The organism is Roseibium sp. (assembly GCF_965216085.1).
Lineage (GTDB): Bacteria > Pseudomonadota > Alphaproteobacteria > Rhizobiales > Stappiaceae > Roseibium.
This window is the reverse complement of record NZ_OZ244138.1, coordinates 1,849,848-1,872,573: the sequence shown is the minus strand read 5'-3', so window position 1 is coordinate 1,872,573 and position 22,726 is coordinate 1,849,848. Positions and strand designations below refer to the sequence as shown.

At 53.3% G+C, this 22,726-nt stretch carries 23 protein-coding genes; 13 read left to right on the top strand and 10 right to left on the bottom strand.

Features of this window, described 5'->3' with window-relative positions; genetic code table 11:
- Positions 1-20: 20 nt before the first annotated feature.
- From ACOOFE_RS08570 to ACOOFE_RS08545, 6 genes are all read left to right on the top strand, one after another.
- Positions 21-371, top strand: a complete 351-nt coding sequence (locus tag ACOOFE_RS08570; protein ID WP_420414575.1) for an ArsR/SmtB family transcription factor — start codon at positions 21-23, stop codon at positions 369-371.
- On the top strand, positions 368-847 hold the full coding sequence (locus ACOOFE_RS08565; RefSeq protein ID WP_420414574.1) for an SRPBCC family protein: 480 nt from the start codon (positions 368-370) through the stop codon (positions 845-847). Before ACOOFE_RS08570 ends, ACOOFE_RS08565 begins: the two co-directional genes overlap by 4 nt.
- A 1-nt stretch (position 848) precedes the next feature.
- Positions 849-1,454: a glutathione S-transferase family protein gene (locus tag ACOOFE_RS08560; RefSeq protein WP_420414573.1), complete on the top strand. Its 606-nt coding sequence runs from the start codon at positions 849-851 to the stop codon at positions 1,452-1,454.
- Positions 1,455-1,458: 4 nt separating this feature from the next.
- The gene (locus ACOOFE_RS08555) at positions 1,459-1,845 is read left to right on the top strand and encodes an MAPEG family protein (protein ID WP_420414572.1); all 387 of its coding nucleotides are present in this window, start codon (positions 1,459-1,461) and stop codon (positions 1,843-1,845) included.
- 439 nt (positions 1,846-2,284) lie between these two features.
- Entirely contained in the window at positions 2,285-2,809 is a 525-nt protein-coding gene (locus tag ACOOFE_RS08550; RefSeq protein ID WP_420414571.1) for a PAS domain-containing protein, read from the top strand.
- A 58-nt stretch (positions 2,810-2,867) separates the two neighbouring features.
- Entirely contained in the window at positions 2,868-4,016 is a 1,149-nt protein-coding gene (locus ACOOFE_RS08545; protein WP_420414570.1) for a methyl-accepting chemotaxis protein, read from the top strand.
- Between the two features lie 177 nt (positions 4,017-4,193).
- Here the strand turns inward: ACOOFE_RS08545 and rpsD are convergent, their stop codons facing one another.
- Positions 4,194-4,811: a 30S ribosomal protein S4 gene (rpsD, locus tag ACOOFE_RS08540; RefSeq protein ID WP_420414569.1), complete on the bottom strand. Its 618-nt coding sequence runs from the start codon at positions 4,809-4,811 to the stop codon at positions 4,194-4,196.
- 485 nt (positions 4,812-5,296) lie between these two features.
- Here rpsD and ACOOFE_RS08535 point away from each other — a divergent pair, with 485 nt between their 5' ends.
- Positions 5,297-7,093: an EAL domain-containing protein gene (locus ACOOFE_RS08535; protein ID WP_420414568.1), complete on the top strand. Its 1,797-nt coding sequence runs from the start codon at positions 5,297-5,299 to the stop codon at positions 7,091-7,093.
- Between the two features lie 14 nt (positions 7,094-7,107).
- On the opposite strand, the gene murI is transcribed toward ACOOFE_RS08535, so the two are convergent.
- A complete protein-coding gene (gene murI, locus ACOOFE_RS08530) occupies positions 7,108-7,905 on the bottom strand; it encodes a glutamate racemase (RefSeq protein WP_420414567.1) in 798 nt (265 codons plus the stop codon).
- 10 nt (positions 7,906-7,915) lie between these two features.
- A complete protein-coding gene (locus ACOOFE_RS08525; protein WP_420414566.1) occupies positions 7,916-8,728 on the bottom strand; it encodes an RNA methyltransferase in 813 nt (270 codons plus the stop codon).
- A gap of 342 nt (positions 8,729-9,070) precedes the next feature.
- Here ACOOFE_RS08525 and ACOOFE_RS08520 point away from each other — a divergent pair, with 342 nt between their 5' ends.
- The 3 genes from ACOOFE_RS08520 to ACOOFE_RS08510 all read left to right on the top strand — a co-directional run bounded on the left by ACOOFE_RS08520 (position 9,071) and on the right by ACOOFE_RS08510 (position 12,808).
- A complete protein-coding gene (locus ACOOFE_RS08520; RefSeq protein WP_420414565.1) occupies positions 9,071-9,862 on the top strand; it encodes a substrate-binding periplasmic protein in 792 nt (263 codons plus the stop codon).
- A 101-nt stretch (positions 9,863-9,963) separates the two neighbouring features.
- A complete protein-coding gene (locus ACOOFE_RS08515; RefSeq protein WP_420414564.1) occupies positions 9,964-10,404 on the top strand; it encodes a DUF2267 domain-containing protein in 441 nt (146 codons plus the stop codon).
- Between the two features lie 178 nt (positions 10,405-10,582).
- A complete protein-coding gene (locus tag ACOOFE_RS08510) occupies positions 10,583-12,808 on the top strand; it encodes an NADP-dependent isocitrate dehydrogenase (protein WP_420414563.1) in 2,226 nt (741 codons plus the stop codon).
- A gap of 76 nt (positions 12,809-12,884) precedes the next feature.
- Here the strand turns inward: ACOOFE_RS08510 and ACOOFE_RS08505 are convergent, their stop codons facing one another.
- Positions 12,885-13,565: a hypothetical protein gene (locus tag ACOOFE_RS08505; protein ID WP_420414562.1), complete on the bottom strand. Its 681-nt coding sequence runs from the start codon at positions 13,563-13,565 to the stop codon at positions 12,885-12,887.
- Positions 13,566-13,783: 218 nt separating this feature from the next.
- On the opposite strand from ACOOFE_RS08505, the gene ACOOFE_RS08500 reads away from it, so the two are divergent.
- Positions 13,784-14,500: an HAD family hydrolase gene (locus tag ACOOFE_RS08500; RefSeq protein WP_420414561.1), complete on the top strand. Its 717-nt coding sequence runs from the start codon at positions 13,784-13,786 to the stop codon at positions 14,498-14,500.
- 36 nt (positions 14,501-14,536) lie between these two features.
- Here ACOOFE_RS08500 and ACOOFE_RS08495 read toward each other — a convergent pair whose 3' ends face one another.
- On the bottom strand, positions 14,537-16,636 hold the full coding sequence (locus tag ACOOFE_RS08495) for a putative bifunctional diguanylate cyclase/phosphodiesterase (protein ID WP_420414560.1): 2,100 nt from the start codon (positions 16,634-16,636) through the stop codon (positions 14,537-14,539).
- 607 nt (positions 16,637-17,243) lie between these two features.
- Here ACOOFE_RS08495 and ACOOFE_RS08490 point away from each other — a divergent pair.
- A complete protein-coding gene (locus tag ACOOFE_RS08490; RefSeq protein ID WP_420414559.1) occupies positions 17,244-17,894 on the top strand; it encodes a TetR/AcrR family transcriptional regulator in 651 nt (216 codons plus the stop codon).
- Between the two features lie 80 nt (positions 17,895-17,974).
- Entirely contained in the window at positions 17,975-18,994 is a 1,020-nt protein-coding gene (ilvC, locus tag ACOOFE_RS08485; RefSeq protein WP_420414558.1) for a ketol-acid reductoisomerase, read from the top strand.
- Between the two features lie 161 nt (positions 18,995-19,155).
- On the opposite strand, the gene ACOOFE_RS08480 is transcribed toward ilvC, so the two are convergent.
- The 5 genes from ACOOFE_RS08480 to ACOOFE_RS08460 all read right to left on the bottom strand — a co-directional run bounded on the left by ACOOFE_RS08480 (position 19,156) and on the right by ACOOFE_RS08460 (position 22,510).
- Entirely contained in the window at positions 19,156-19,914 is a 759-nt protein-coding gene (locus tag ACOOFE_RS08480) for a helix-turn-helix domain-containing protein (RefSeq protein ID WP_420414557.1), read from the bottom strand.
- Between the two features lie 14 nt (positions 19,915-19,928).
- A complete protein-coding gene (locus ACOOFE_RS08475) occupies positions 19,929-20,231 on the bottom strand; it encodes a putative quinol monooxygenase (RefSeq protein WP_420414556.1) in 303 nt (100 codons plus the stop codon).
- 3 nt (positions 20,232-20,234) lie between these two features.
- Complete coding sequence (locus tag ACOOFE_RS08470) at positions 20,235-20,852, bottom strand: class I SAM-dependent methyltransferase (RefSeq protein ID WP_420414555.1); 618 nt, start codon at positions 20,850-20,852, stop codon at positions 20,235-20,237.
- A 132-nt stretch (positions 20,853-20,984) separates the two neighbouring features.
- A complete protein-coding gene (locus ACOOFE_RS08465) occupies positions 20,985-21,881 on the bottom strand; it encodes a dienelactone hydrolase family protein (protein ID WP_420414554.1) in 897 nt (298 codons plus the stop codon).
- Positions 21,872-22,510 carry a GntR family transcriptional regulator gene (locus ACOOFE_RS08460; protein WP_420414553.1) on the bottom strand — a complete coding sequence of 213 codons (639 nt, stop codon included), beginning with the start codon at positions 22,508-22,510 and terminating at the stop codon, positions 21,872-21,874. Before ACOOFE_RS08460 ends, ACOOFE_RS08465 begins: the two co-directional genes overlap by 10 nt.
- Positions 22,511-22,726: the final 216 nt, after the last annotated feature.

Here is a 22,726-nt window from a genome sequence, read left to right as displayed (position 1 = left end):
ACACCATGAAATATAGCCATATGGCTATTATTTATCTTGAACCCCTTGACCGGACGTTTCATGCCCTGGGTGATGGCACCCGGCGGCAAATACTTGGGATCCTGGCAAAACAAGGGACTTGCTCGGCAAATGAACTCCGGGCACCGTTCAACGTTGCCCAACCCACCATATCGAAGCACCTCAAAGTCCTAGAGCAAGCGGGCCTGATCTCCCGCGAAATCGATGGACGCGTTCATCGCTTCCGGCTGGAAACGAAACAGCTGGATGAGGCAAACAGCTGGATCGAGCGGCACAAAGCCTTCTGGATGGGAACATTGGACCGCCTCGATGCCTTTGTCCAAGACCTGGATAACCCGGAGCAGGACATATGACTGCTGTTCTACATTCAACAACCGTCCGGCGGATCATAAAGGCAGATCCGGAAACTGTTTTTGAAGCCTTCAGCAAAGCAGAAGCGCTGCAGAAGTGGTTCTCGCCCCATCCGGAAATCACCCTTGAAGTCTTGGAATTCCAGTTCTGGGAAGGCGGCACCTACAGGTTCCGCTACTCCATGCGCGATGGCAGCACGCCGGTGCTAGGCGGACGGTTTGAACGCATCAAACCGCATCAGAAGCTGGCCTTTACCTGGACCTGGGAAGCACCGGATCCACACGCGGACATCCCAACGATCGTTTCTATCGAGTTTCTGGCTCGGGAGGGAACAACGGAAATTGTTTTAACCCACGCACAAATTCCATCAGAAGCCATCGCCGATCGCCATGCCGCTGGATGGGAAGCAACCTTCGATCATCTCGAAACGGCTCTGTTTCCAAAAAGCCAGCGAACCGGTTCAAACGAGGATGCTTAGCATGAAGTTTTACAACGCCATGTCAGGTAACACCAAACGCGTCCGGATATTTCTTGCCGAGAAAGACATCGACATTCCTCGGATCGACCTGGAACTTGGCCGCGACACGCGAACGGCTGAATACCGGAAAATCAACTCCCTCGGCGAAGTGCCCGCACTAGAACTCGACGATGGAGAAGTCATCACGGAAAGCCGGGCGATTTGCCGCTATTTGGAAAGGCAGTTTCCGGAACACCCTTTGATGGGACGAACCCCAGCAGAGGAAGGCAAGATTGCCATGTGGAGTGACCGCATCCACGGGCATTTGTTCATGACCTACGGCCTTTATGTCCGCCATACGCTGGATCTGTTTGATGGCGTTGTGGATCAAGTGCCTGAGTTCGCCCGCACGATGCTCAAGGCGATCCCTGAAAAATGGACCTGGCTGGACAGCGAGATGTCAGATGGGCGCCCGTTTATCGCAGGTAAGACTTTCAGCTTTGCCGACATCGAAGGCATGACCACTATGATGATAGCCGATGCCCTCGACCTTGGCATTCCGGAGGCGTGCCGTCATGTGCATGCGTGGGCGAATGCCATGCGCACCCGGCCGAGCTGGCAGGCTTGATAAGATGGCCCTCCTCGTCACTTCCTGCCTCACCGCTGCCTTGCTCATTCTTCTGGTCACTTTGAGCGCTTTGGTCACCGAACGCCGTGCCCGGCTTGGCGGCATCCAGTTTGGGGATGCGGAAGATGCTTCACTCAGGGCACGGATCCGGGCTCATGCCAATCTGATCGAGATCGCACCGATGATCCTGATCGGCCTTGGCCTTATGGAGCTGGCCGGAGCGCCCTCCCCGCTCCTTTGGAGCTTTGCAGGCATTTTTCTGGCCGGCAGGTTGCTCCATGCTGCCCGCATGTACATCGGCAATCCGTTTATCGGCCTCTTTTCAATAATCTCGCAGCACGTGATTTGCCTCTGGGCGGCTTTCTGGCTGCTCGATCATTTTCTTTTTTAGCCTCACAAACACAAGCGCCGGGTCCGAAACTCTATCCAAAATCGAACCAAAGTCAGATTGATAGTCCTCACATCGATTTCCGCTAAGACATCTGATTTCCACTCGGCAGTAAAATAAAATTATATGGGCATTTGTACTTAAGTACCTAAGCGCCTTTCAAGTAAACCAAAACGCGCAAAACAACTTGAATTCAACGAGCGCGATTTCGGCATATTTCTTAGTGTTTTAAGATAAAACTCCAAAAAACCTCTACAATTAAAAATTATAAATGAAATCATCGCAACTTTTCATGCAGGCACTGAAGATTTTGAGCTTAAGTTATAGTTAATTTTTATATGAGTACAAATTCATCAAATCAAAATCAAAATTTTACTTTCAAATCTCAAACACCCACCCCTCCCAACAGCTCCCTAACTGTTGGGCATTTCAGGATATAGATATGGCGAAATACACCTTTGTAACCGGGGTCGAAAAGCGATTCGACGACAACGAATTGATCGTCAGCAAGACCGATCTCAAGGGACGTATAACTTACGTAAATGACGTCTTCACTGCGATCTCCGGCTACTCGGAAAAGGAATGCCTTGGCCAACCCCATTCAATGATCCGGCACCCCGATATGCCGCGATGTATTTTCGCTCTGCTTTGGGAAACTATCCAAAGCGGTGAGGAGATATTTGCCTATGTGGTCAACCGGTGCAAAAACGGAGACCATTACTGGGTCAATGCACATGTTACTCCGAGCATCGGCCCCGGCGGGACTGTTCTAGGATATCACTCCAATCGCCGGACACCAGACCGTGACATTCTCGAGAAGAAGATCATCCCCCTCTACAAAGAGCTTGTTTCGGAAGAACAGCGCTTTGGCAGCCGCAAAGACGGACTCGCTGCCTCACAAGGCATGGTCGCTGACATGCTAGCCAATTCAAGCGTTCAATACGATGAATTCATAGCAAGACTTTGACCACCCCTATTTGGCCAATAGGCCCCAATTAATTTCCCGTGCTGGAGGAGCCACCAGAATGTTCAGCAATAACAAGGCGACAATACAAAGAGCCATAAATGTTTGTGAAGCGGTTGCAGACGGAAATTTCGAAGCCCGTATCACTGACATAACAGAAACAGGCGACGCCGCCCGGCTATTACACGCCATTAACCGCTTGATCGACAGATCCGATGCCTATGTCCGTGAGACAAAAGCGTCCTTGGACTATGTCGCCAAAAACAAGTATTTCCGGCGGATTTCTGAAAGAGGAATGTGCGGCTCCTTTGGAGAGGCCAGCAGAAGCATCAATAATGCCATGCAGACCATGGAAGAAAGGGTTCAATCCTTTCAGGAAGTTGTTTCCGGCTTTGAAAACTCGATGGAAGAAGTGGTCGAATCCGTTGCATCTGCGGCAACGGAACTAGATGCTTCGGCACAGACGATGAATGCATCATCGAAGCTTGCGAATGAGCGTGCTGCAGCGGTTGCAGGTGCCGCCGAAGAAGCATCGGTGAACGTGTCTTCCGTCGCCTCCGCAACCGAAGAACTCAGCCAATCTGTCAATGAAATCACCGGACAAGTAAACAACTCGGCAACCGTAACAACGGAAGCCGTCCGCCAGGCAGAAAAAACCAACAAGGATATCTCTGGCCTCTCACAGGCTTCTGAAAGGATAGGAGAAGTTATCTCCCTGATCAGCGATATCGCCAGTCAAACCAATCTTTTGGCGCTCAACGCCACAATTGAGGCTGCCCGCGCGGGGGAAATGGGCAAGGGATTTGCCGTTGTGGCCTCCGAAGTCAAGGAACTGGCCGGGCAAACCGCAAAGGCCACTGAAGAAATCAGCAGCCAGATCGGTGAAATTCAGACCGCGAGTACTCAGGCTGTCGACTCCATTCAGTCGATCGGGTCGACCATCTCCAAAATCAACGAGATAACTTCTGCAATTTCAGCCGCAGTCGAACAACAAGGGGCCGCCACTTCCGAGATTGCCCGGAACATCAACTTGGCATCAACCGGCACAGGCGAAGTAAGCTCCCATGTGACTGAGATCAGTGAACTGTCCGGTGAAACAGCAGCAGCGACAACCGATGTCATGATGGCGTCCGGCGAACTGGCACAACAAGGTGAAACCTTACGTGCTGGTGTTGCGTCTTTCCTGCATGAAGTTCGCAAAATCGTTTAGGCCCAGGGCGATACCGCAACATATTGGCCGCCGAACCAAATTTTCGCAGATAAAAGTAAATCCCGCCCAAATGGCGGGATTTTTTTGCCAACACTGGTACGAATGACGCCTCCCCCTCACAACAAAAAAAGGGCCGCCCGATGGGCAGCCCCTTGTAAAAGTGTATTCGGCGCTGAATTAGCGCGAATAGAACTCGACCACCAGGTTCGGTTCCATCTGTACCGGGTATGGTACATCAGAGAACGCTGGAATGCGGGAGTAAGTCGCAGTCAGCTTGCTGTGATCAACATCAACGTAGTCCGGCACATCACGCTCAGCGGACTGGACAGCTTCCAGAACGATTGCGAGCTGCTTGGACTTTTCACGAATTTCAACAACGTCGCCCGGACGCAGCTGGTAGCTCGGAATGTTGACGCGCTTGCCGTTGACCTTGATGTGGCCGTGGTTGATGAACTGACGAGCAGCAAACACGGTCGGTACAAATTTGGCACGGTAGATGACAGCGTCGAGACGGCGCTCCAGAAGACCGATCAGGTTTTCAGAGGTATCGCCTTTCAGACGGGACGCTTCTGCATAAACCTTGCGGAACTGCTTCTCGGAGATGTTTCCATAGTAGCCTTTCAGCTTCTGCTTAGCGCGCAGCTGAACACCGAAGTCGGACAGTTTGCCTTTGCGGCGCTGACCATGCTGGCCTGGGCCATATTCGCGGCGGTTAACCGGGCTCTTCGGACGGCCCCAGATGTTTTCGCCCATCCGGCGGTCGATTTTGTATTTAACGCTATGGCGCTTTGACATCGCGGTTTCCTTTAAAATTCGCGTTGTTTTTCTATCAAGGAAACGCGCCCTCCTTCTTCCTTTGCCGGGTTCTAAAACCTGCTCCAGATCGACAGGGTTTCAACAGACGGCGCCGGCTGAAAACCCACGGGTGCGTAGACCCGGCCAAGTCAAACCTGGCCAGACCGCGCGGAAGTACCCGCCAGATTGCGAAATGTCAATGCTTGCAGCCTTGTTTTGCGGACTTTTGTTGCCGGATTTCGCCCTGCTTGGCAGTGAACCAAACTCTGGGAAGACAACACTGCCTCGCGCCCCGGCACCGTTAATTGTGACTATACGTAAGATTACCGCTGAAAATAATGGATACATTTAGGAAATTTTAATTGCAATTTTTCACTATGCAATCAACGCACAACCATAAGAATAAATGCGAGGGCATTTTGCAACCTCGCACCCTGGAATCAAATCGAATTTATTTCGCCTTTACAAGACGTTAGTAGGTAAAAATGTTCTCGCCCGCGAACTTAGACCAAGAGGATGACAGCCCACAGGCGGTTTCCAGCCAGCCTCCGCTGAAATACATCCTAAAAAGCCTCGACTATGCCTTGCAGCCAATTGTGGATGTGGGTACGGGTGTTGTTTATGGGTATGAGGCGCAAATTCGAAACTGCGCTCAGGCTGGTGCGGAAACGCCCGACGCTTTGTTAAACCAGGCTTACGCAGAAGGTTTCCTGGCAGAGCTCGAAATTGCGTTGCTTCGCAAAGCGGCAACAAAATTCAAAGCGCTGCGAACCGCTAACGGCACAAAACTGTTCTTCAAACTCGACGGGCGGGACCTCGGCACTGAAAACGACCCACGGATGGATATGGGCGCCATTCTGGTCGAATACGGTCTGCAGAAGAGTCAGATTTGCTTGGAATTGTCCGACCGTCATTATGAAGCACATGATGATGTGGCCCATCATGCAATGAACGATTTGAGGCAATCCGGCTTCATGATCGCTCTGGATGATTTCGGCCGTGGATCTTCCGAATTGCGGCTCCTACATGACATGTCACCCAATTATGTGCGGATCGACCGGTTTTTCTTAAACGGCATCGACAGCGATCCGCGCCGGAAACTGTTTGTGACGACCGTCGCCAATCTTGCCCATGTTCTGGGGGCTCGTGTCATCGCTGAATGCGTTGAAACGGAAAGGGAATTCAAAGCGTGTCGGGATGCAGGCTGTGATTTGATCCAGGGTTATTATGTCGCCAAACCGTCTGCATCTTCGGCTACGGCAAAGCTGTTTTACGATCACATTCGTGCAGAATCGCCAGGCGGGAAACGCAAGGAAGAGCAGTCGCGTATCCGCAACGAGTTGCTGGACCTGCCTACTGTCCAATACGATTCGTCCATGAGCGATCTTCTTGATCTGTTCGTGCACAATCAGGATGCCAGTATCATTCCGGTTCTGGATGCCAACCATGAACCGCGCGGCATCATTCATGAGCGGGATTTGAAGGCCTATCTTTATGCGGGCGGCCCGGACGATGAAGACGCCAAAGCAGCGCTCAATTTCCCTCTACGGTCCTTCGTTCGCGCCTGTCCGATTGCCGACATTGATTCCAATGCGGACATGCTTTTGGTGACTTTTGCCTCTTCGATCAATTCCGACGGCATCATCATTACCCAGAATTTTCGCTATGCCGGGTTCCTGTCGGCCACGTCACTGCTAAAAATCATCCATGAGAAACGCTTGCAGGAGGCGCAGGATCAAAACCCGCTGACTGGTCTGCCAGGAAACGGTGCCGTCAACCGTTTTGTTACAGAAGCCGTCGCCAACAAGTCTGGCGACCGGCATATCTGCTACATGGATTTCGACAATTTCAAACCGTTCAACGACACCTACGGTTACCGTCAGGGCGACCGTGCCATCATCTTGTTCAGCGAGTTGCTGCAGCGGCATGTATCCGGTGCTAACACCTTCCATGGTCATATCGGCGGAGATGATTTCCTCGCAGGTTTCTTGGCCGGTGACCAGGCCGAGGTTGCAACCCGCATGCATGCGCTCAAGCGGGCTTTCCGCAATGATGTTGAGAGCTTCTATGACCCTGAGCACCGCACTCAAGGCTTCATCAAAGCACAGGACCGGTTTGGCACCATGCGGGAATTTCCGCTTCTGCAGTGCTCGGTTTCTATCCTGACAATCCCGCGTGGTGTCAGCGCGAATTCAAATTTGGTGACCGAAGAAATGATGCTCTTGAAGGGGGCCGCCAAATCCAATGACAACGGATTGGTGATGAAAACCTATTCCGCTTGATGTCCTGTATTTCCCTATCGCGTGACAAGCGTCAAACCGAAGCCCGCTAGAAGCCGTTTCAAGGATGGATTTTGCGGGCTCGATGTAAAGTATGCCTCGTCCGGTTCAAGTGATGGCTCGCTAGCCGCCGATTGCTCGAGAACGCGGACGAGCTGCCGAGCAATCGCTTCAGCCGGGTCCAGCCAGTCGACAGGCCAGGGCGCGATCTTGCGGAAACGGTTGGTCAGAAACGGATAATGGGTACAGGCAAGAACAACGATATCCGTTCGCTTGCCATCCTGATCCAGGAAACAGCCAGAGATTTCAGTCGAAAGCGCGGCATCAGACACCTCTTCGCCGCGTAAGTGCATTTCCGCCAATTCCGCCAGATTGTCGGAGCCGACCAGGCGGACATGGCATTTCGAAGCAAAGCTTTCGATCAGTGAGCGGGTATAGGCACGTCGAACCGTGCCAGGTGTGGCCAAGACGGAAATCAAGCCGGAGGACGTGCGCTCGGCTGCCGGTTTGATCGCTGGCACCGTACCGACAAACGGGACTAGCGGATTAGCGTCACGCAGGGCTTCACCGGCAAGGGTGAACGCGGTGTTACAGGCAATTACAATAGCTTTGGGATCGTGCTCTCGAATTAGCCCGTCGAACAACTTCATAAGCCGGTCATGAAGGTCCTGTTCCGGCCACCGGCCAATCGGAAAAGCTGCATCATCGGCCACATAGTGCAGCCTTTCATAAGGCAGCAAATAGCGCGCCTCGCGCAGAACCGTAAGCCCGCCCAAACCTGAATCAAATATGAGAACCGGACGGACATCGCTCACGAGTTCAACCTCACTCTTCGTTTTCCCCCTCACCCCGGGTTTTCCGGGGACGTGTTTCGCGCTTTTCCAAGGCCGCGATCACACCGCGCAAAGTACGGACTTCCTGCGCGCTGAGTTCCGCCTTCTGGAAGATATTCCGCAAGTTCCGCACCATATGCGGACGCCGCTCGGGCGGGCGGAAGAAGCTGACCTCATCCAGCGAGCGTTCCAAATGCTCAAACATCCTCAAGATGTCCTCTTTCGACGCCGGGGGATGTTCTTCTTCTGACAGCAGGAAAGGCAACTCCCCCTGACTTGCCGTCTTGCGCCACTCGTAGGCGCACACAAGAACCGCCTGAGCAATGTTCAGCGATGCAAAATCTGGATCAACCGGCAAGGTGACGATTTCGTCGGCCAGTGCCACTTCTTCGTTGTTGAGGCCCCAGCGTTCACGGCCGAATAGATAGCCGACACCATGCCCCTTTTCGCCAAGCTCGACAGCTTTTTTGGCAGCTTCATCTGGCCCACGGACGGGTTTCGGCACTTCGCGGGACCGGGCCGTTGTTGCAAAGACGAAGTTGAGATCCGCGATCGCCGCTTCAACACTGTCAAAGACCTGCACCTTGTCGATCACATGATCTGCCCGGCTGGCAGCAGCGCGCGCCTTTTCGCTCGGCCAGCCATCCCGCGGATTGACAATCCTCAGGTCCACAAGACCAAAATTCGCCATGGCCCGGGCGGCTGTGCCGATGTTCTCGCCAAGCTGCGGTTCACACAGGATCACCGCCGGAGGCCGTGCGGTAATCGCCCGCGCCTCATCTCTGATTTTTGCATTTTTGCTCATGACGCGGGATTTAGCGGAAGGCTGCGGAATTGAAAAGCCCTGGCCGCGTATGTTGGCAGGCCCATCCCAAATTCCTTAGATAAAGGACAAGATCTTCGAACTGGGTTTTATGGCGACAATTGTCAGACCGCAAAGAGGTGCACGACATACCTACAAATTAAAAGATGTACCATGTTCACAAAATCGCGCAATAATTGAATACAGTCTACTTTTATGCTCCCACATTGAAGATTGAGTTAGATTTAATACACACACGAGCCTGTTTATTGCTTTCACTAAACATTCCCTTATGTTTTCAAGTTAAGATATCGGCGAAAATCTTCCGCAAGTGGACAAGCCTTCATGGCACGAACAGGAAAACTGCCGGCTCTTCTTATCGCTGGTATTTTAGGAAGTTTGCCATTGGCAGCGCAGGCACAAGACTGTCCGCGCGGCGGTACTCTGATTGCTGGGGCTGGCGACTATCGTCCTTACAATATTGTTGAAGGTGATACTGTCACAGGCATGGACTTCGAGGTCATTGAAACGATCTTGAATAAAATGGACTGCGAATTGACGAAGATCCCGCTCCCCTGGACACGGCATCTGAACGCTATGCGCAATGGAACAGTGGACATCGCAACACCCGTTACGATCACACCGGACCGGGAGGAGTTTGCGCACTTCTCCATTCCCTACATCCAAGCCAATGAAATCCTGTTTGTCCGGAAGAAAGACCAAAGCGCTTACAAAGACCTTGCCGAGTTTTTCCAGCAAGGGAAACGCCTTGGTGTCATCCGCGACTATGCCTATGGCGGCGTCTACCCGGAACTGGCAAAAACCTATGCTGACCAAATTGAACAGACCGACAGCCAGGATCTCAATCTCAAACAGTTGGACCTTGGGCGAGTCGATGCAATTTTGGGCGAAACTTACGTGGTTTCATCAGTCATCCAGAGGCTTGGTCTGTCGAGAAAAGTTATACCATCCAATGTGATAGTGGCTTCAGAGTCGAATTACATCATGTTCAGCAAGATTAGCGTCAGCGAAGATTTTGTAGCCGCATTCTCCCGGGAACTACAGATGATGCAGGAAAATGGTGAGTTTGATCAGATAACCGCCCGCTACCGGAATTCGCAAGACATGGTCAACTGATCCGAATTCTATGTGACATCTCATTTTGAATTTTAATTGCAGATCTTGAAACATTCCGCAATGTTAGAAAGCTTTCCAAAATCAGCGTCCTGGCTGTTACAATGCCTATGCCACAAACCTATTTTCTTGCGTCGCGCGATTTCGATGCGTTCATTCAGGATGTTCGCGACACCTGCTTATTGCAAACCCATCATCAGGCGTATCATACGCTTAGAGCCGTCCTGCACACCTTCCGCTCCCACCTGACAACAGAACAAGCCCTGCAATTTGCCAATATCCTTCCTGCCGTCACACGGGCCATCTTTGTCGAAGACTGGAAACCGAATGACACCCCTCCCCCCTTTCCGGACCGGGCAACGCTTATCCGTGAGATGAAGTCGGTGCGCAAGGATCACAATCTCGCGCCAGAAAACGCCATTGACGATGTTGCGGCAGCGCTGAGGCGCTCTTCAATTGATGAAGCGGAACTGGACCGGGTGCTTACAGGTTTGCCGCAAGGCGCGGTGGATTTTTGGAATACCGGAGACACTGTCCGTACCTGACATTAGGGCCCTCCCGTAATTGCCTTTTCCGCCCCGTTTGCTAGAACTCCCACGGCTTTTGCAGCCTTCGCCTTTATGAGGGCTGGCATTTGATTGCGTACAATTGTATACGCTTTTCAAAGTCCGTCCGGAGGCGACCTCCCTGCCTCCGTCCGATCCCGTTGGAACATCAGGAAACGTGAGCAATATGGCCGATATCATCTACACCAAGGTCGACGAAGCACCGGAACTGGCATCTGCGTCCTTCCTTCCGATCATCCGCTCCTTCACCAAGGCTGCGGGCCTCACCATCGGTACCAAGGACATTTCCCTGGCCGGCCGTGTCCTGGCGGCGTTCCCGGAATACCTTACGGATGATCAAAAGCAGTCCGATGACCTGGCACTTCTCGGAGAAATGGTGAAAACCCCGGATGCCAATGTGATTAAGCTGCCGAACATTTCTGCATCTCAGCCGCAGCTGAACGCAGCGATCAAGGAATTGCAGGATCAGGGCTACAAGCTGCCCGACTACCCGGCGGATGCAAAAACCGACGAAGAAAAATCCATCAAGGCGAAATACGACGCCATCAAAGGTTCCGCCGTGAACCCGGTGCTGCGCGAGGGCAACTCCGACCGCCGCGCACCAAAGGCTGTCAAGGAATACGCCAAGAAGAACCCGCACCGGATGGGCGCTTGGGCGTCTTCGTCCAAGACCCATGTTGCCACCATGGGCGAGAACGACTTCCGCTCCAATGAAAAGTCGATCACCGTTTCTACCGCTCAGGCTGGCACTGCCAAGATCGTTTTTGCCGGAAAAGACGGTTCCGAGACCGTTCTGAAGGGCGACTGGCCGCTGGAAGATGGCGACGTCATCGACGCCACATACATGAACGTCAAGGCACTGTCGGCATTCCTGGAAAAGGAAATCCAAGACGCCAAGGATCAAGGCATCCTGTTCTCGCTGCACATGAAAGCCACGATGATGAAGGTCTCAGACCCGATCATCTTTGGTGTCTGCGTCAAAGCGTTCCTGAAGGATGTTTTTGACAAGCATGCGGCCACTTTCGCAGAGCTCGGCGTCAACCCGGACCTCGGTATCGGCGATCTGGAGGCCAAGGTTGCTTCCTTGCCAGCAGACAAGGCCGCTGAAGTTCAGGCAGACATCAAAGCTGCCCTCGACAACGGTCCGGCCATGTACATGGTGAACTCCGACAAGGGCATCACTAATCTGCATGTTTCTTCCGACGTCATCATCGACGCCTCCATGCCGGCTCTGATCCGCGCAGGCGGCAAGGGCTGGGGCCCGGACGGCAACGAGGGTGACGCCAAATGCGTCATCCCGGACTCGTCTTACGCGGGCGTCTATTCCGCCGTTATCGATTTCTGTAAAGAAAACGGCGCTCTCGACCCGGCCAAGATGGGCACGGTGCCGAACGTCGGCCTGATGGCCCAAAAGGCCGAGGAGTACGGCTCTCACCCGCAAACCTTCAAGGCACCAAACGACGGCACAATCAAGGTGGTTAGCGAATCAGGCGAAACCTTGATCGAACATGCGGTTGAAGGTGGTGACATCTGGCGCGCGTGCCGGACCAAAGACGCGCCGATCCGCGACTGGGTCAAGCTCGGCGTCAACCGCATGCGCCTGTCCGGCATGCCGGGTGTCTTCTGGCTGAATTCCGAGCGCGCTCATGACGCGGAGCTCATCAGAAAGGTGGAAGCCTATCTGCCGGACCACGACACCTCCGGTCTGGACTACCGCATCCTGGCGCCGACCGAGGCGGCGAAATACTCCACTGAACGTATTGCCCGGGGTGAAGACACGATTTCCATCACCGGCAACGTGCTGCGCGACTACCTGACCGATCTCTACCCGATCCTGGAAGTCGGCACATCTGCCAAGATGCTGTCCATCGTCCCGCTGATGAATGGCGGCGGCCTGTTTGAGACCGGCGCAGGTGGTTCGGCTCCAAAACACGTTCAACAGCTGCAGGAAGAAAACTACCTGCGCTGGGATTCCCTTGGTGAGTTCTGCGCACTTGGCGCGTCCCTTGAGCACCTCGCCAACGTCAAGGGCAACGCCAAGGCCCAAGTTCTGGCTGATGCGCTGGACAAGGCGATCGAAGGTCTTTTGGACAACGACAAGTCCCCGGCCCGGAAGGTCGGCGGCCTGGATAACCGCGGCAGCCACTTCTACATCGCACTTTACTGGGCTAAGGCGTTGGCCGCCCAGGACGACGATGTGGATCTGAAAGCCCAGTTTGCACCGATCGCCGAAGCGCTGTCTTCCAACGAAGACAAGATCGTTGGTGAACTCAATGGCGTTCAGGGCGCTGCGGCCGACACCGGCGGCTACTACCATGCCCCGCAAGCCAAGGTCGACACGGTGATGCGCCCGAGTGCCACACTCAACGGCATCATCGGCTAAGCGGACTAATCGACAAGTGTTGAAGAAGCTCTCAAGGTTGACCTTGAGAGCTTCTTTTTATTGAAAAAATGGATAACTAGGGATTGCCATCGCCTTTTTCTGTTCCTTTGATCTCTCCCTGTTTTTGGACATAGGAACCAATGAAGGCACCAAGGGTCAGCTGAGCAAGATCAAAAAACTTATCATGAAATATCCCAATTCCCGCCAGTACGATGGTTAGAAAGATGGTTGCCAAGGGTAATCCGGTCAGGCCGATTTTGGTGAAGGCTCCGGTGACGCCGGACAGGCTGCGCAAGCGGATGTATTCGGTAATTGCTTTTTGGTCGCCCTCACGAATGGCGGGCGCCAGCAGTTTGTAATCACGCTCCGGAATGACTTCCTCTGTAATAGCTCCAGCCGATTTCAACAGCCGGATCCCAATGAACGAACACAAGATCCCTGATAAGACCAGCAATACAGGCCCGGTAAAGAAGCCGATAATCCGTCCATAGAAATTGTATATTTGCAGTTGAGTGACATCGCCATGGCTCGTAACTGCGGGCGAGAGACCGTCAGAAACTTGAATTTCAATGATTGGACCCCGGTTTATCAGCTGATAAAGAGAAAACCCTCCCAAGCCGAATAAAGAGATCGCAACCAATAGAAACAACAGTCCGGCTACCAGAAATGTGAGAGTTGGGAAATTCCGGCCAGACTTTAAATACTCTGGATCATCGATTTCGGGAGTTGGATTTTTCAGTTCAACAGTTTGCCCCATGTGTCATTCCTCCAACGCCAAACAAGCACACTCAAAGAGTGCACCTGAGGCCTGCAGCACGTCAACGAGGCTCGCGCTCAATGGCGCCCATGAATCATTGACCTGATATTGGCCGAAACTTTGCCGACAAACAGCCATTGGTTCATCCACATTGCATTGACGGACCGACCCATCTGCTTTTACTGATCTGTTTCTCTGACCAGCGAGGACATCTTACTTTGCAATCACATGCCCCCATCAAAGCCCTGCTTTTCGATAAAGACGGCACCTTGCTGGATTTCGATTCCACTTGGGCCACACCTCAAGAAAAGGTGGCGGAGTTTGCCGCTGGCGGCGACACGGCCTTAGCAACACGTTTGCTTATCGCGGGTGGCATGGATCCGGTGACGCGAAAAACCGCGGCAGGAAGTCTTTTTGCAGCCGGAAATGCCCTCGAGATTGCAGAAGGTTTTGTTGAGAATGGATCTCAGATCGCGATCGAAGTTTTGACAGAGAAACTCGACCGGATCTTTTTGGATGGCATGGACGTGGCCGCACTTCTTCCCGGACTTTCCGAAGCCCTGCCCCGCTTAAAGAGTGCCGGGTATGTTCTAGGTGTGGCCAGCAGCGACTGTGAAGCATCCATTGCCGCGTTCTTGAAAACGACCGGCGTTTCAGACTGTTTCTCCTTCATTTCCGGCTATGACAGCGGCTATGGCCACAAACCCGGACCGGGCATGGTCAACGGCTTCGCCCAGGCAACCGGAATACCGGAACATGAAATTGCCGTCATCGGCGACAACACCCATGATCTGGAGATGGCTGCAGCCGCTGGCGCAGGCCTGAAAATCGGCGTACTTTCCGGTACGGGAACACGAGCTGACCTTGATCCGCTGGCCGACCTCATTCTGGCAAGTGCTGCCGACCTTAACGTGGATATTCACTTCACCGGCTAAATAGGCTTTTTGTCGGCAAAACATGCCCCAAAACTATCAATGCAAAACTGCCATGTTGCTTGACTGAAAGTTATTGCCATTTTGCGCCCGCACCATTGCCGAATACTCTGGAAAGGACACGGCAGGGCTCCACAAATACCCCTGCCCCAGCGTGCCACCCCATAGTTTCAGGTAATCTTTCTGTAAGGGCGTCTCAATGCCTTCAGCCACGGTATTCAGATTGAGTTGATTGGCCATCATCAAGATCAGTTCGACAATCGTCCGCCGGTCCTCACAATTGGCGATGTCCATGATGAAAGAGCGGTCGATCTTAAGTGTATCGAACGGCATATTCGCCAAACTGCTCAGACAGGAATAACCGGTGCCAAAATCGTCGATAGCAAAGTTCACCCCTTCAGACCGAATTGGCAGAATCTGATCTAGTACTGTTCCAGAATAGTCCATCAAGCTTGATTCGGTGATTTCCAGCTCCAAATTATCCGGCGCAAAACCACTTTCTCCGATAATACCGAGTGTGTGATCGGAAAAACTCGGATCCTGCAACTGGGCCGGAGATACATTTACCGCCACCGACATAGGCATGTCTTCCAGATGCAGTTGCTTGGTTTCCTCCAGCGCTTTTTTCAGCACAAACTTGCCGATCGGAGAGATCAACCCGCGTTCTTCGGCCACAGGAATGAATATATCAGGCCGAACCTGGCCCAGAACCTCATCCTTCCAGCGCAACAATGCTTCCGACCCTACAATCACACCCGTAGATGGATTGACCTTGGGCTGGTAAAAAACGTCAAGTTTTTCGTTTTCTACTGCGAGCCTCAGACGCTCGGCGATGGTTTCACGTTCATTGATCTGCGTCCTCAAGCCCTGACTATACGAAACGGCTTTGCCACGGTGCGCAGCCTTGGCTTGATACATGGCAAGGTTTGCGTTTTTCATCACCTCTTCGGCTGTATTGCCGTGCTCTGGAAAGACCACGATGCCTGCACTAGCTTGGACGGACAGAGACAATGATCCAATCCTCACAGGTTTGCTCAAGAGTTTTAGAATTGTCTCGGACAGCTCTTCCAGCTGTGTGACATCCGCCAACCCGGGTAGGATACATACAAACTCATCCCCGGCGAACCGGGCAACAGCTGGCGTACTCTCGGTATGAGGATGTGCAACTTTGTCAACAAGCCGAACCAGGCGCTCGGCCAACTGGCGCAACAATATGTCACCGGTCTGGTGGCCATGCATATCGTTGTTCAGCTTAAAACGGTCAAACCCAATATGGAGAACAGATCCAGTTGATCCAGCCTTCTGATCGATCATTTTGACAACCAATTTATCAAGCTGTGCCCGATTTGGCAGTCCGGTGATGCGGTCGGTGTAGGCGAGCCGTTCAATGTCGACAATGTTTGAGCGCAGCTTACGCATCATCTCCAAAAACGCTGATTGAAGTTCACCAACTTCACCAGGTGCCTCTGTTTTCAAATCGCAGTCCAAAAACCCTTCTGCAGCGCCATTTGCCGCTTCCGTCACCTCACTGATGCCGGCGGTCGCCCGGTACATCAGCCATGCGATCACCGGAAGAAACGCTAGGAACAGGACCGCAACGGTCAGGGCCGCTTGCCAGAGCGCTTCTTGAAAAATTCCGGCCATCTCGTCTTTAGACATGCGCACCAGCACGCTGCCAACGGCGGTGCCATTTCGAAACACCGGAAGGATGTACTCGATCGTTCCAGACGTTTCGATTGTGTAATCCTGGCCCTCTTGGGCAGCGTTCAAGGCTGTCTCACTGAACAAGGTTTCGCTCACGGGTTTGGCTGACGCGAAGTCACTGGCAAACTCCTGACCGAACCGGCTGAAAGCCTTGGCGGCAATGACAGACCGGTCTCCGGCCACCGCATTTAGAAGCCGTTCCATCTCACCGTAGTTTTTGTTTTCGATTTCACGGGCGGAAATATTAGCGACAAACTGCGCTTTCTGGCGTGCATCCCGTTCCAGCCGCGCTTCGGTCTCTGAGATTTGGATATGATACTTGATGCCGATGACCACGAAGGAAAAAACGAGGATCCCGCCGACTGCAAAAAGCGTTGCACGGACAAAGACACGCTTCCAAAGGCATCGGCCAGTGTCTCGTAAACTCGTCAGCATTCACGGGCTCCCGTACGCACCTGTAGCCCGCACATGCCGCAGCCACATAGAGAACGCCAGTGTCCCCCGAGGCAAATCAATAAAAACTAAACAAAAAGCGGAACAATCAGCAAACAACTCGATTCTGCAGAAATAAAAATAATAAATATTACATCTTAATTATTTTTGACATTGACAGCTATTTCTATAATCTAGTTGGATAAACACTCCATAAATAATAAAATCTGCAGATCTTTCGGTAAGACCTCCCTTCAAATACACGACACTCATGACATGGAGGTCTATACCGGGCGTTGGGGCCGTTGACGCGGAAACATCAATTGCAAGCCTTGGCTACCCCAGACAAAAACTACGCAGACATATGTGCAACGAACCAATCATTGTGACGACCTTACAAAGTTGGTCAATCAGCGCACCTATAGTGTCACTCATTGATTTGCCTGATGGGTCAGGCTGTTGGTAGGCAAGCCAACAGGTATCGATTATTAGCTAAAATTTCCCCTTGACCTCCCCGGCTCGTTTTGACATAACATCACCCGAACCGTACGGTACGGTTCGCACAAAAATTCACAACACCGCTGCAACTCTCAGACCCGAAACCAAAAAAATGCCAGCCGCAAGTTTTGACATCGCCACTTCCCGCCCGGACGCCGCGCCCGAGTTTTCGCCGCGCCAGCAGGTGGTCTTGCAGCACGCGCTGACGCTTCTGGTCGAGGGCGGCGAAAAGGCTTTGACAACGGCAGGGCTCGCCCGCACCGCCAGCTGCTCCAAGGAAAGCCTTTATAAGTGGTTTGGAGATCGTGACGGGTTGTTAGCGGCCGTTGTTGCCTATCAGGCAAGTCAGGTGCAATTTCCATCCGAAAGCGGCGCAACGGCCGATGCTGACACGTTCCGCGCCCATGTTGCCGCCTTCGTCGAAGCGCTGCTCGGCGTTTTGTTTTCCGAAAGTTCACTGGCGCTGAACCGGCTGTCCATCGGCCAATCCAACACCAATTCCAACCGTTTGGGTCAGCTTCTGCTGGTCCGTGGCAAACACATGATTTCGGCCCGCGCCCGAAACATGCTGGAAACGGGCCGCCGCCACGGTCTTTTGAAATTCGACGATGCGGAAGATGCCTATCAGGTGCTCTACGGCCTGGCGATCCGTGACGTTCATATCCGCCTTCTTCTGGGTGAGGCATCAAGCCCTGCCGAGAAAGATCTGAAAACCCAGGCCATATCGGCCACTGACCGGTTTTACCGGCTGTTCGGCGCTTAAAGCTCCGGACAGGGGAAGCTGCAGAAGATTGGTCCGGCCGCTGGCCGCGCCTCTAATATACTGGAAAAAAGGGAAAACCCATGCGTGTCTATTACGATCGTGATGCAGATATCAATCTGATCAAATCCAAAAAAGTTGCCATCATCGGTTACGGTTCACAGGGCCGCGCCCATGCCATGAACTTGAAAGACAGTGGCCAGAAAGACATCGCCGTTGCTCTGCGTGAAGGCTCCACCACCGCTCTGAAAGCCGAAGCGGATGGCTTCAAGGTCATGACTGTTGCAGAAGCTGCTGCCTGGGCAGACCTGATGATGATGGCCACGCCGGATGAGCTGCAGGCCGACATCTACAAGGATCATATCGCAGGCAACATCCGTGATGGCGCTGCGATTGCTTTTGCTCACGGCCTCAACGTTCATTTCGGCCTGATCGAGCCGAAAGACACCATCGACGTTCTGATGGTTGCCCCGAAAGGCCCCGGCCACACGGTTCGCGGCGAATACATGAAGGGTGGCGGCGTACCATGCCTGATCGCTGTTCACCAAGACGCGACTGGCAATGCACAAGACCTGGGCCTGTCCTACGCATGTGGCGTCGGCGGCGGCCGCTCTGGCATCATCGAAACCACCTTCAAGGAAGAGTGCGAAACTGACCTCTTTGGTGAACAGGCCGTTCTCTGCGGCGGTCTGGTTGAGCTGATCCGTGCCGGCTTCGAGACCCTCGTTGAAGGCGGGTATGCTCCGGAAATGGCCTACTTCGAGTGCTTGCACGAAGTGAAATTGATCGTCGACCTGATCTACGAAGGCGGCATCGCCAACATGAACTACTCCATCTCCAACACCGCTGAGTGGGGCGAGTATGTTACCGGTCCGCGCATCGTAACGTCCGAAACCAAGGCTGAAATGAAGCGTGTTCTGGAAGACATCCAGAACGGCAAATTCACCTCCGATTGGATGCAGGAATACCGGGCCGGCGCTGCCAAATTCAAGGCAACCCGCCGCCTGAACGATGCACACCAGATCGAAGAAGTTGGCGAAAAGCTGCGTGGCATGATGCCCTGGATCAAGTCCAACGCACTCGTCGACAAGACCAAAAACTAAGGCCTTGCCCGCGTTGGACTTGTCCATGACTGGATAACCCTAAGCGTTCGCCAATGGCGAAACGCGGGGGATCAAGTCCAACGCACTGGTCGACAAAACCAAGAACTAAGGCCAGAATAAATCTGGTTTGAAAAGCCCGGTTCATGCCGGGCTTTTTTGCCTTACGGCACCCGAAAACTCGCTCGATATTCCGATGGCGTCTTTCCGGTCAGTTCACGGAAAGCGGAATTGAAGGCCGATAAACTCTGGTACCCCTGCTCAAACGCAATCTCTGTAACCGGCAGGTCGGACAACGAGAGCGCTTCAACCGCCTTGATCACGCGCAACCTTTGCAGCGCTTGGCGCCAGTTCATGCCCAGTTCTGAAGAAATCCGGCGTGCAAGAGACCGCGGAGACAAGGCAACGGCATCTGCCAGATGGTCAAACTCCAAGGTTTTCCCAAGGCTCTCTTCTGTGAGCGCCAGGACCTTTTTCACTGCATCGCTCCGGCCCGCTGGCATGAAGAGATTGCTGGGTGATAGTGACAACCGCCAGGCAACAGCTGCCAGTGTCTTGAAAAGCTCCCTTGCATAATTAGACAAGGAAGCATCATCGGCTCCCCACGGGGCAACTTCCAGGATCAGTTCCCGGGCCAATGGCGATACGTCAAACACGCTCAACACCTGCTCCGGGGGATCGACAAAATCGACTGAATAGAGCACGGACCGGCAGGTGATGCGGACAGGAAGGGTCACTTCTATCGGCTCACCAGCGGCGATCAGTGCCGCTCTTGCTGGCGGCAGCGTCCAGGTCCGTCCCTTTGCCTCCAGGCGCATGGTTCCTTCAGATGCATACAGAAGATAGTGCCGGCCGGTTTGAAACTGGCTTTTTGGTGCGGGCCCAAACTCTTGGGCAACAGAGTAAGCTGGAGGCTCAGACATCCGCAAAGCCTATCTCACGCATCGGCAGTCAGCAAAGTTGCATCATACCGGCGGCTGGACGGCGCAGACGTCATCAGCGGTCGAAGGGACAAGCCGAGCTCAGCAAATGACTTTGACGCCAGATATGTGTTGAAGGCAGCTTCGCTGTCCCACTCATGAACCACTCCAACATGCGTGTCGTTTCCTGGATCGCAGTAAGGACGGAATGTATGGCACCCCGCCATGGCTCGAATTGCGTCAGCATCTTGAAGAAGGCGAATTAAGGCCTGTTGCTGGTGCAAGGCCTCTACATTGAAATCAACGAGAACAACAAACATGGACTATAAGCTTTCAATTGGCCGCTGGACCACATAGGCGCGGCTGACACGTTCGGGGATGCCTTCCGGATAGGCGTAACAGCAAGAAACCGCGAACCCTGCGCTGGACAACATGGCCTTCATTTGGGCATCACCAAACCATTGATGACGCCAACGCAACCAAATCAACCATTGGCAGATGTGCGGTTTGCTGACCGACAACACCAAGATGCCGCCGGGTTTTAGCAATCGAAACAGGCTGGCCAGTCCGTCCTGCGGATCAAGACAATGCTCCAGAACGTGCGCGGCAAGCACAACATCGAAGGTCTGATGCTCCGGCAAGTCTTCCAACCGGCAGGGATATGCCGATAGATCGTCGCACATTGGCGACAGCCGGTTGACTGCGACATCCAGCATGGACAGGGAAGGATCAACAAGCGTCAAGGACTGCAGCCGCCCCCGGCTGTTTGCCAGAGCTAGTGCGAAGTCACCGCTTCCAGTTCCGACGTCACACACGGATTTGTTGCGCACATTGAACCTCACCCGGTCAAACAGTCCCAGGTAAGCTCGGGAAAAGCCGTGCCGCTCTAACATCGAAGCCCAAGTATTTGAGAACTTGTCATATTGTGCAGCAAGGGACATGGCGACCTCCGGAAGACGCCTGAAACTGCCATAAGCCGGATCTGAACACTCCCGGCAGAAAGACAAGGATGCGCTGTGAATGGACAATCGCTTGGGCAGCTGAATGAGCGAAACGGCTGCTAGTGGTCCCTTTCAATCAGCCTTTTGGGACGGAACATGTTCCTGAAGAAATGCCCGAACAAGCGCAATTGCGGTTTGCTGTCCCGCTTCGTCATATCCGAGCGAGCCGCCACCGGCTGCAAACCCATCCGGATTAATTTCATCCCGGCTTGCGTCATGAACAGCGCCAAATAGTTCTAAGTCAAACCCATGATAAGCGTTGCTGATAAGGGCTGAGCGAATGGGGAAATCATCCCGGCTGGTTTCTCCTGCCATCCTTTCGCAAACTGCCGCGTCGACATAATCATCCTGTGCTGCAGAAATGACGAGAATGGGACCTGCATGCGGTCCGCGCGCAAATGAACAAAACGGGTAGAGTGCGACAGCCGCAGCGAATTTCTCCGGAAAGAACTGATAAAAACCTTCAGGATTGAGGACACTCAGCGGGATCATACCAAGGCGTGACCATCCCATGATTGCGATCGAAGCCGCATCGATATCATCCCGCTCAGCAAGATGCCGTAACGCACCTAAGGCAGCCAAGGCTCCCCTTTTCCAGTCCAGTGAAGGATAGTGCGCATCATCAGGGCTGTGATCCGGCGGCTGACATCTTGAAAAGCTGAGCGTTGCATACCCCCAGGTGTTCAACCGGTCCAGCCAGGGTTCATACGCCTTTTCCCCGTGGCATGTATGCACAACGACAACTGCTGGCAACTTTCGATCTGCCGCTGGCACACGCAACCGGCCGGACAGTGTCCCCTGTGGCAGATTTCTTACGGACGTGTCCTGGCGCAGTTGCTGAAGCGAGGTGGCCGGCGCCACCGGCAATTCAAAGGCAACCAGCTTGTTCTCTGAAAGCTCCACACCCCAGGCGAAGACCGTATTTGAAAACGTGAGCGTGGCTGCCGCCAACAAAACCTTCAGACCCATTTCAATGCCTCAAACTGGTTGGTCAACATCTCATTGAAAGCGGCGAGATACGTGGACAGATGCGCGTGCATTGCCTCAGCCGCCTCCTTGGGCTGCCCTCCGGAAACAGCATCCAGAATCGCCGTGACACCGGCGAAATCTGCGCTCTCCCGCAGGCCCCTGTCCTTGTAGAAATGCCAGCATCGGGCAGTGTGTGCCCGCATCAGCTGAACTTGCGCCGCAATCAAGGAGTTTCGGGAAAAGGTGGCAAGTGCATCGTGGATTGCCCGATCGATCGCAAAAAAAGCATCGAGATCATCCGCATTGCGTGCCTGCTCAAGCTCCATGGCAAAGGCTTTCAACGCCGCCTTTTCCTCTGCCGTCACACGAACCGCGGCCAGCGCAGCTGCTGCCTTTTCGGCTGCAATTCGAGCCTCGAAAACAGAATACACCGTCGCGGCATCCATTGGAGCGGCTACGGCACCTTTGTTTTTCTGCAAGTGAACAAAATCGCGGGCGGCCAAATCAACAAAAGCTTCCCGCAATTTGGTTCGGCTGGTGCCATAGCGGGCCGCCGCCTGCACTTCCTGAATTTGAGACCCGGGTTCAATGGCACAGGAAATCAGATCAGCCAGCAACTTTTCAAACACTGGCTCCCTGCATGACAATGTGAAATTATTTTGCATGCAATTTGCATACAATAGATTTAGGTGTGGTTCAATATATCCATGACGTGAGGGGAGAAATTCAGCTTCCACCACCGCTCTAGCTGTCTAGAAACAGCAGAACTTTCTTTACGTTAATTGAGCGACGCCCAAAATCTTAATTCAGATTTTACGTTCTTCACCGTCTTATTGTCTGGCGGT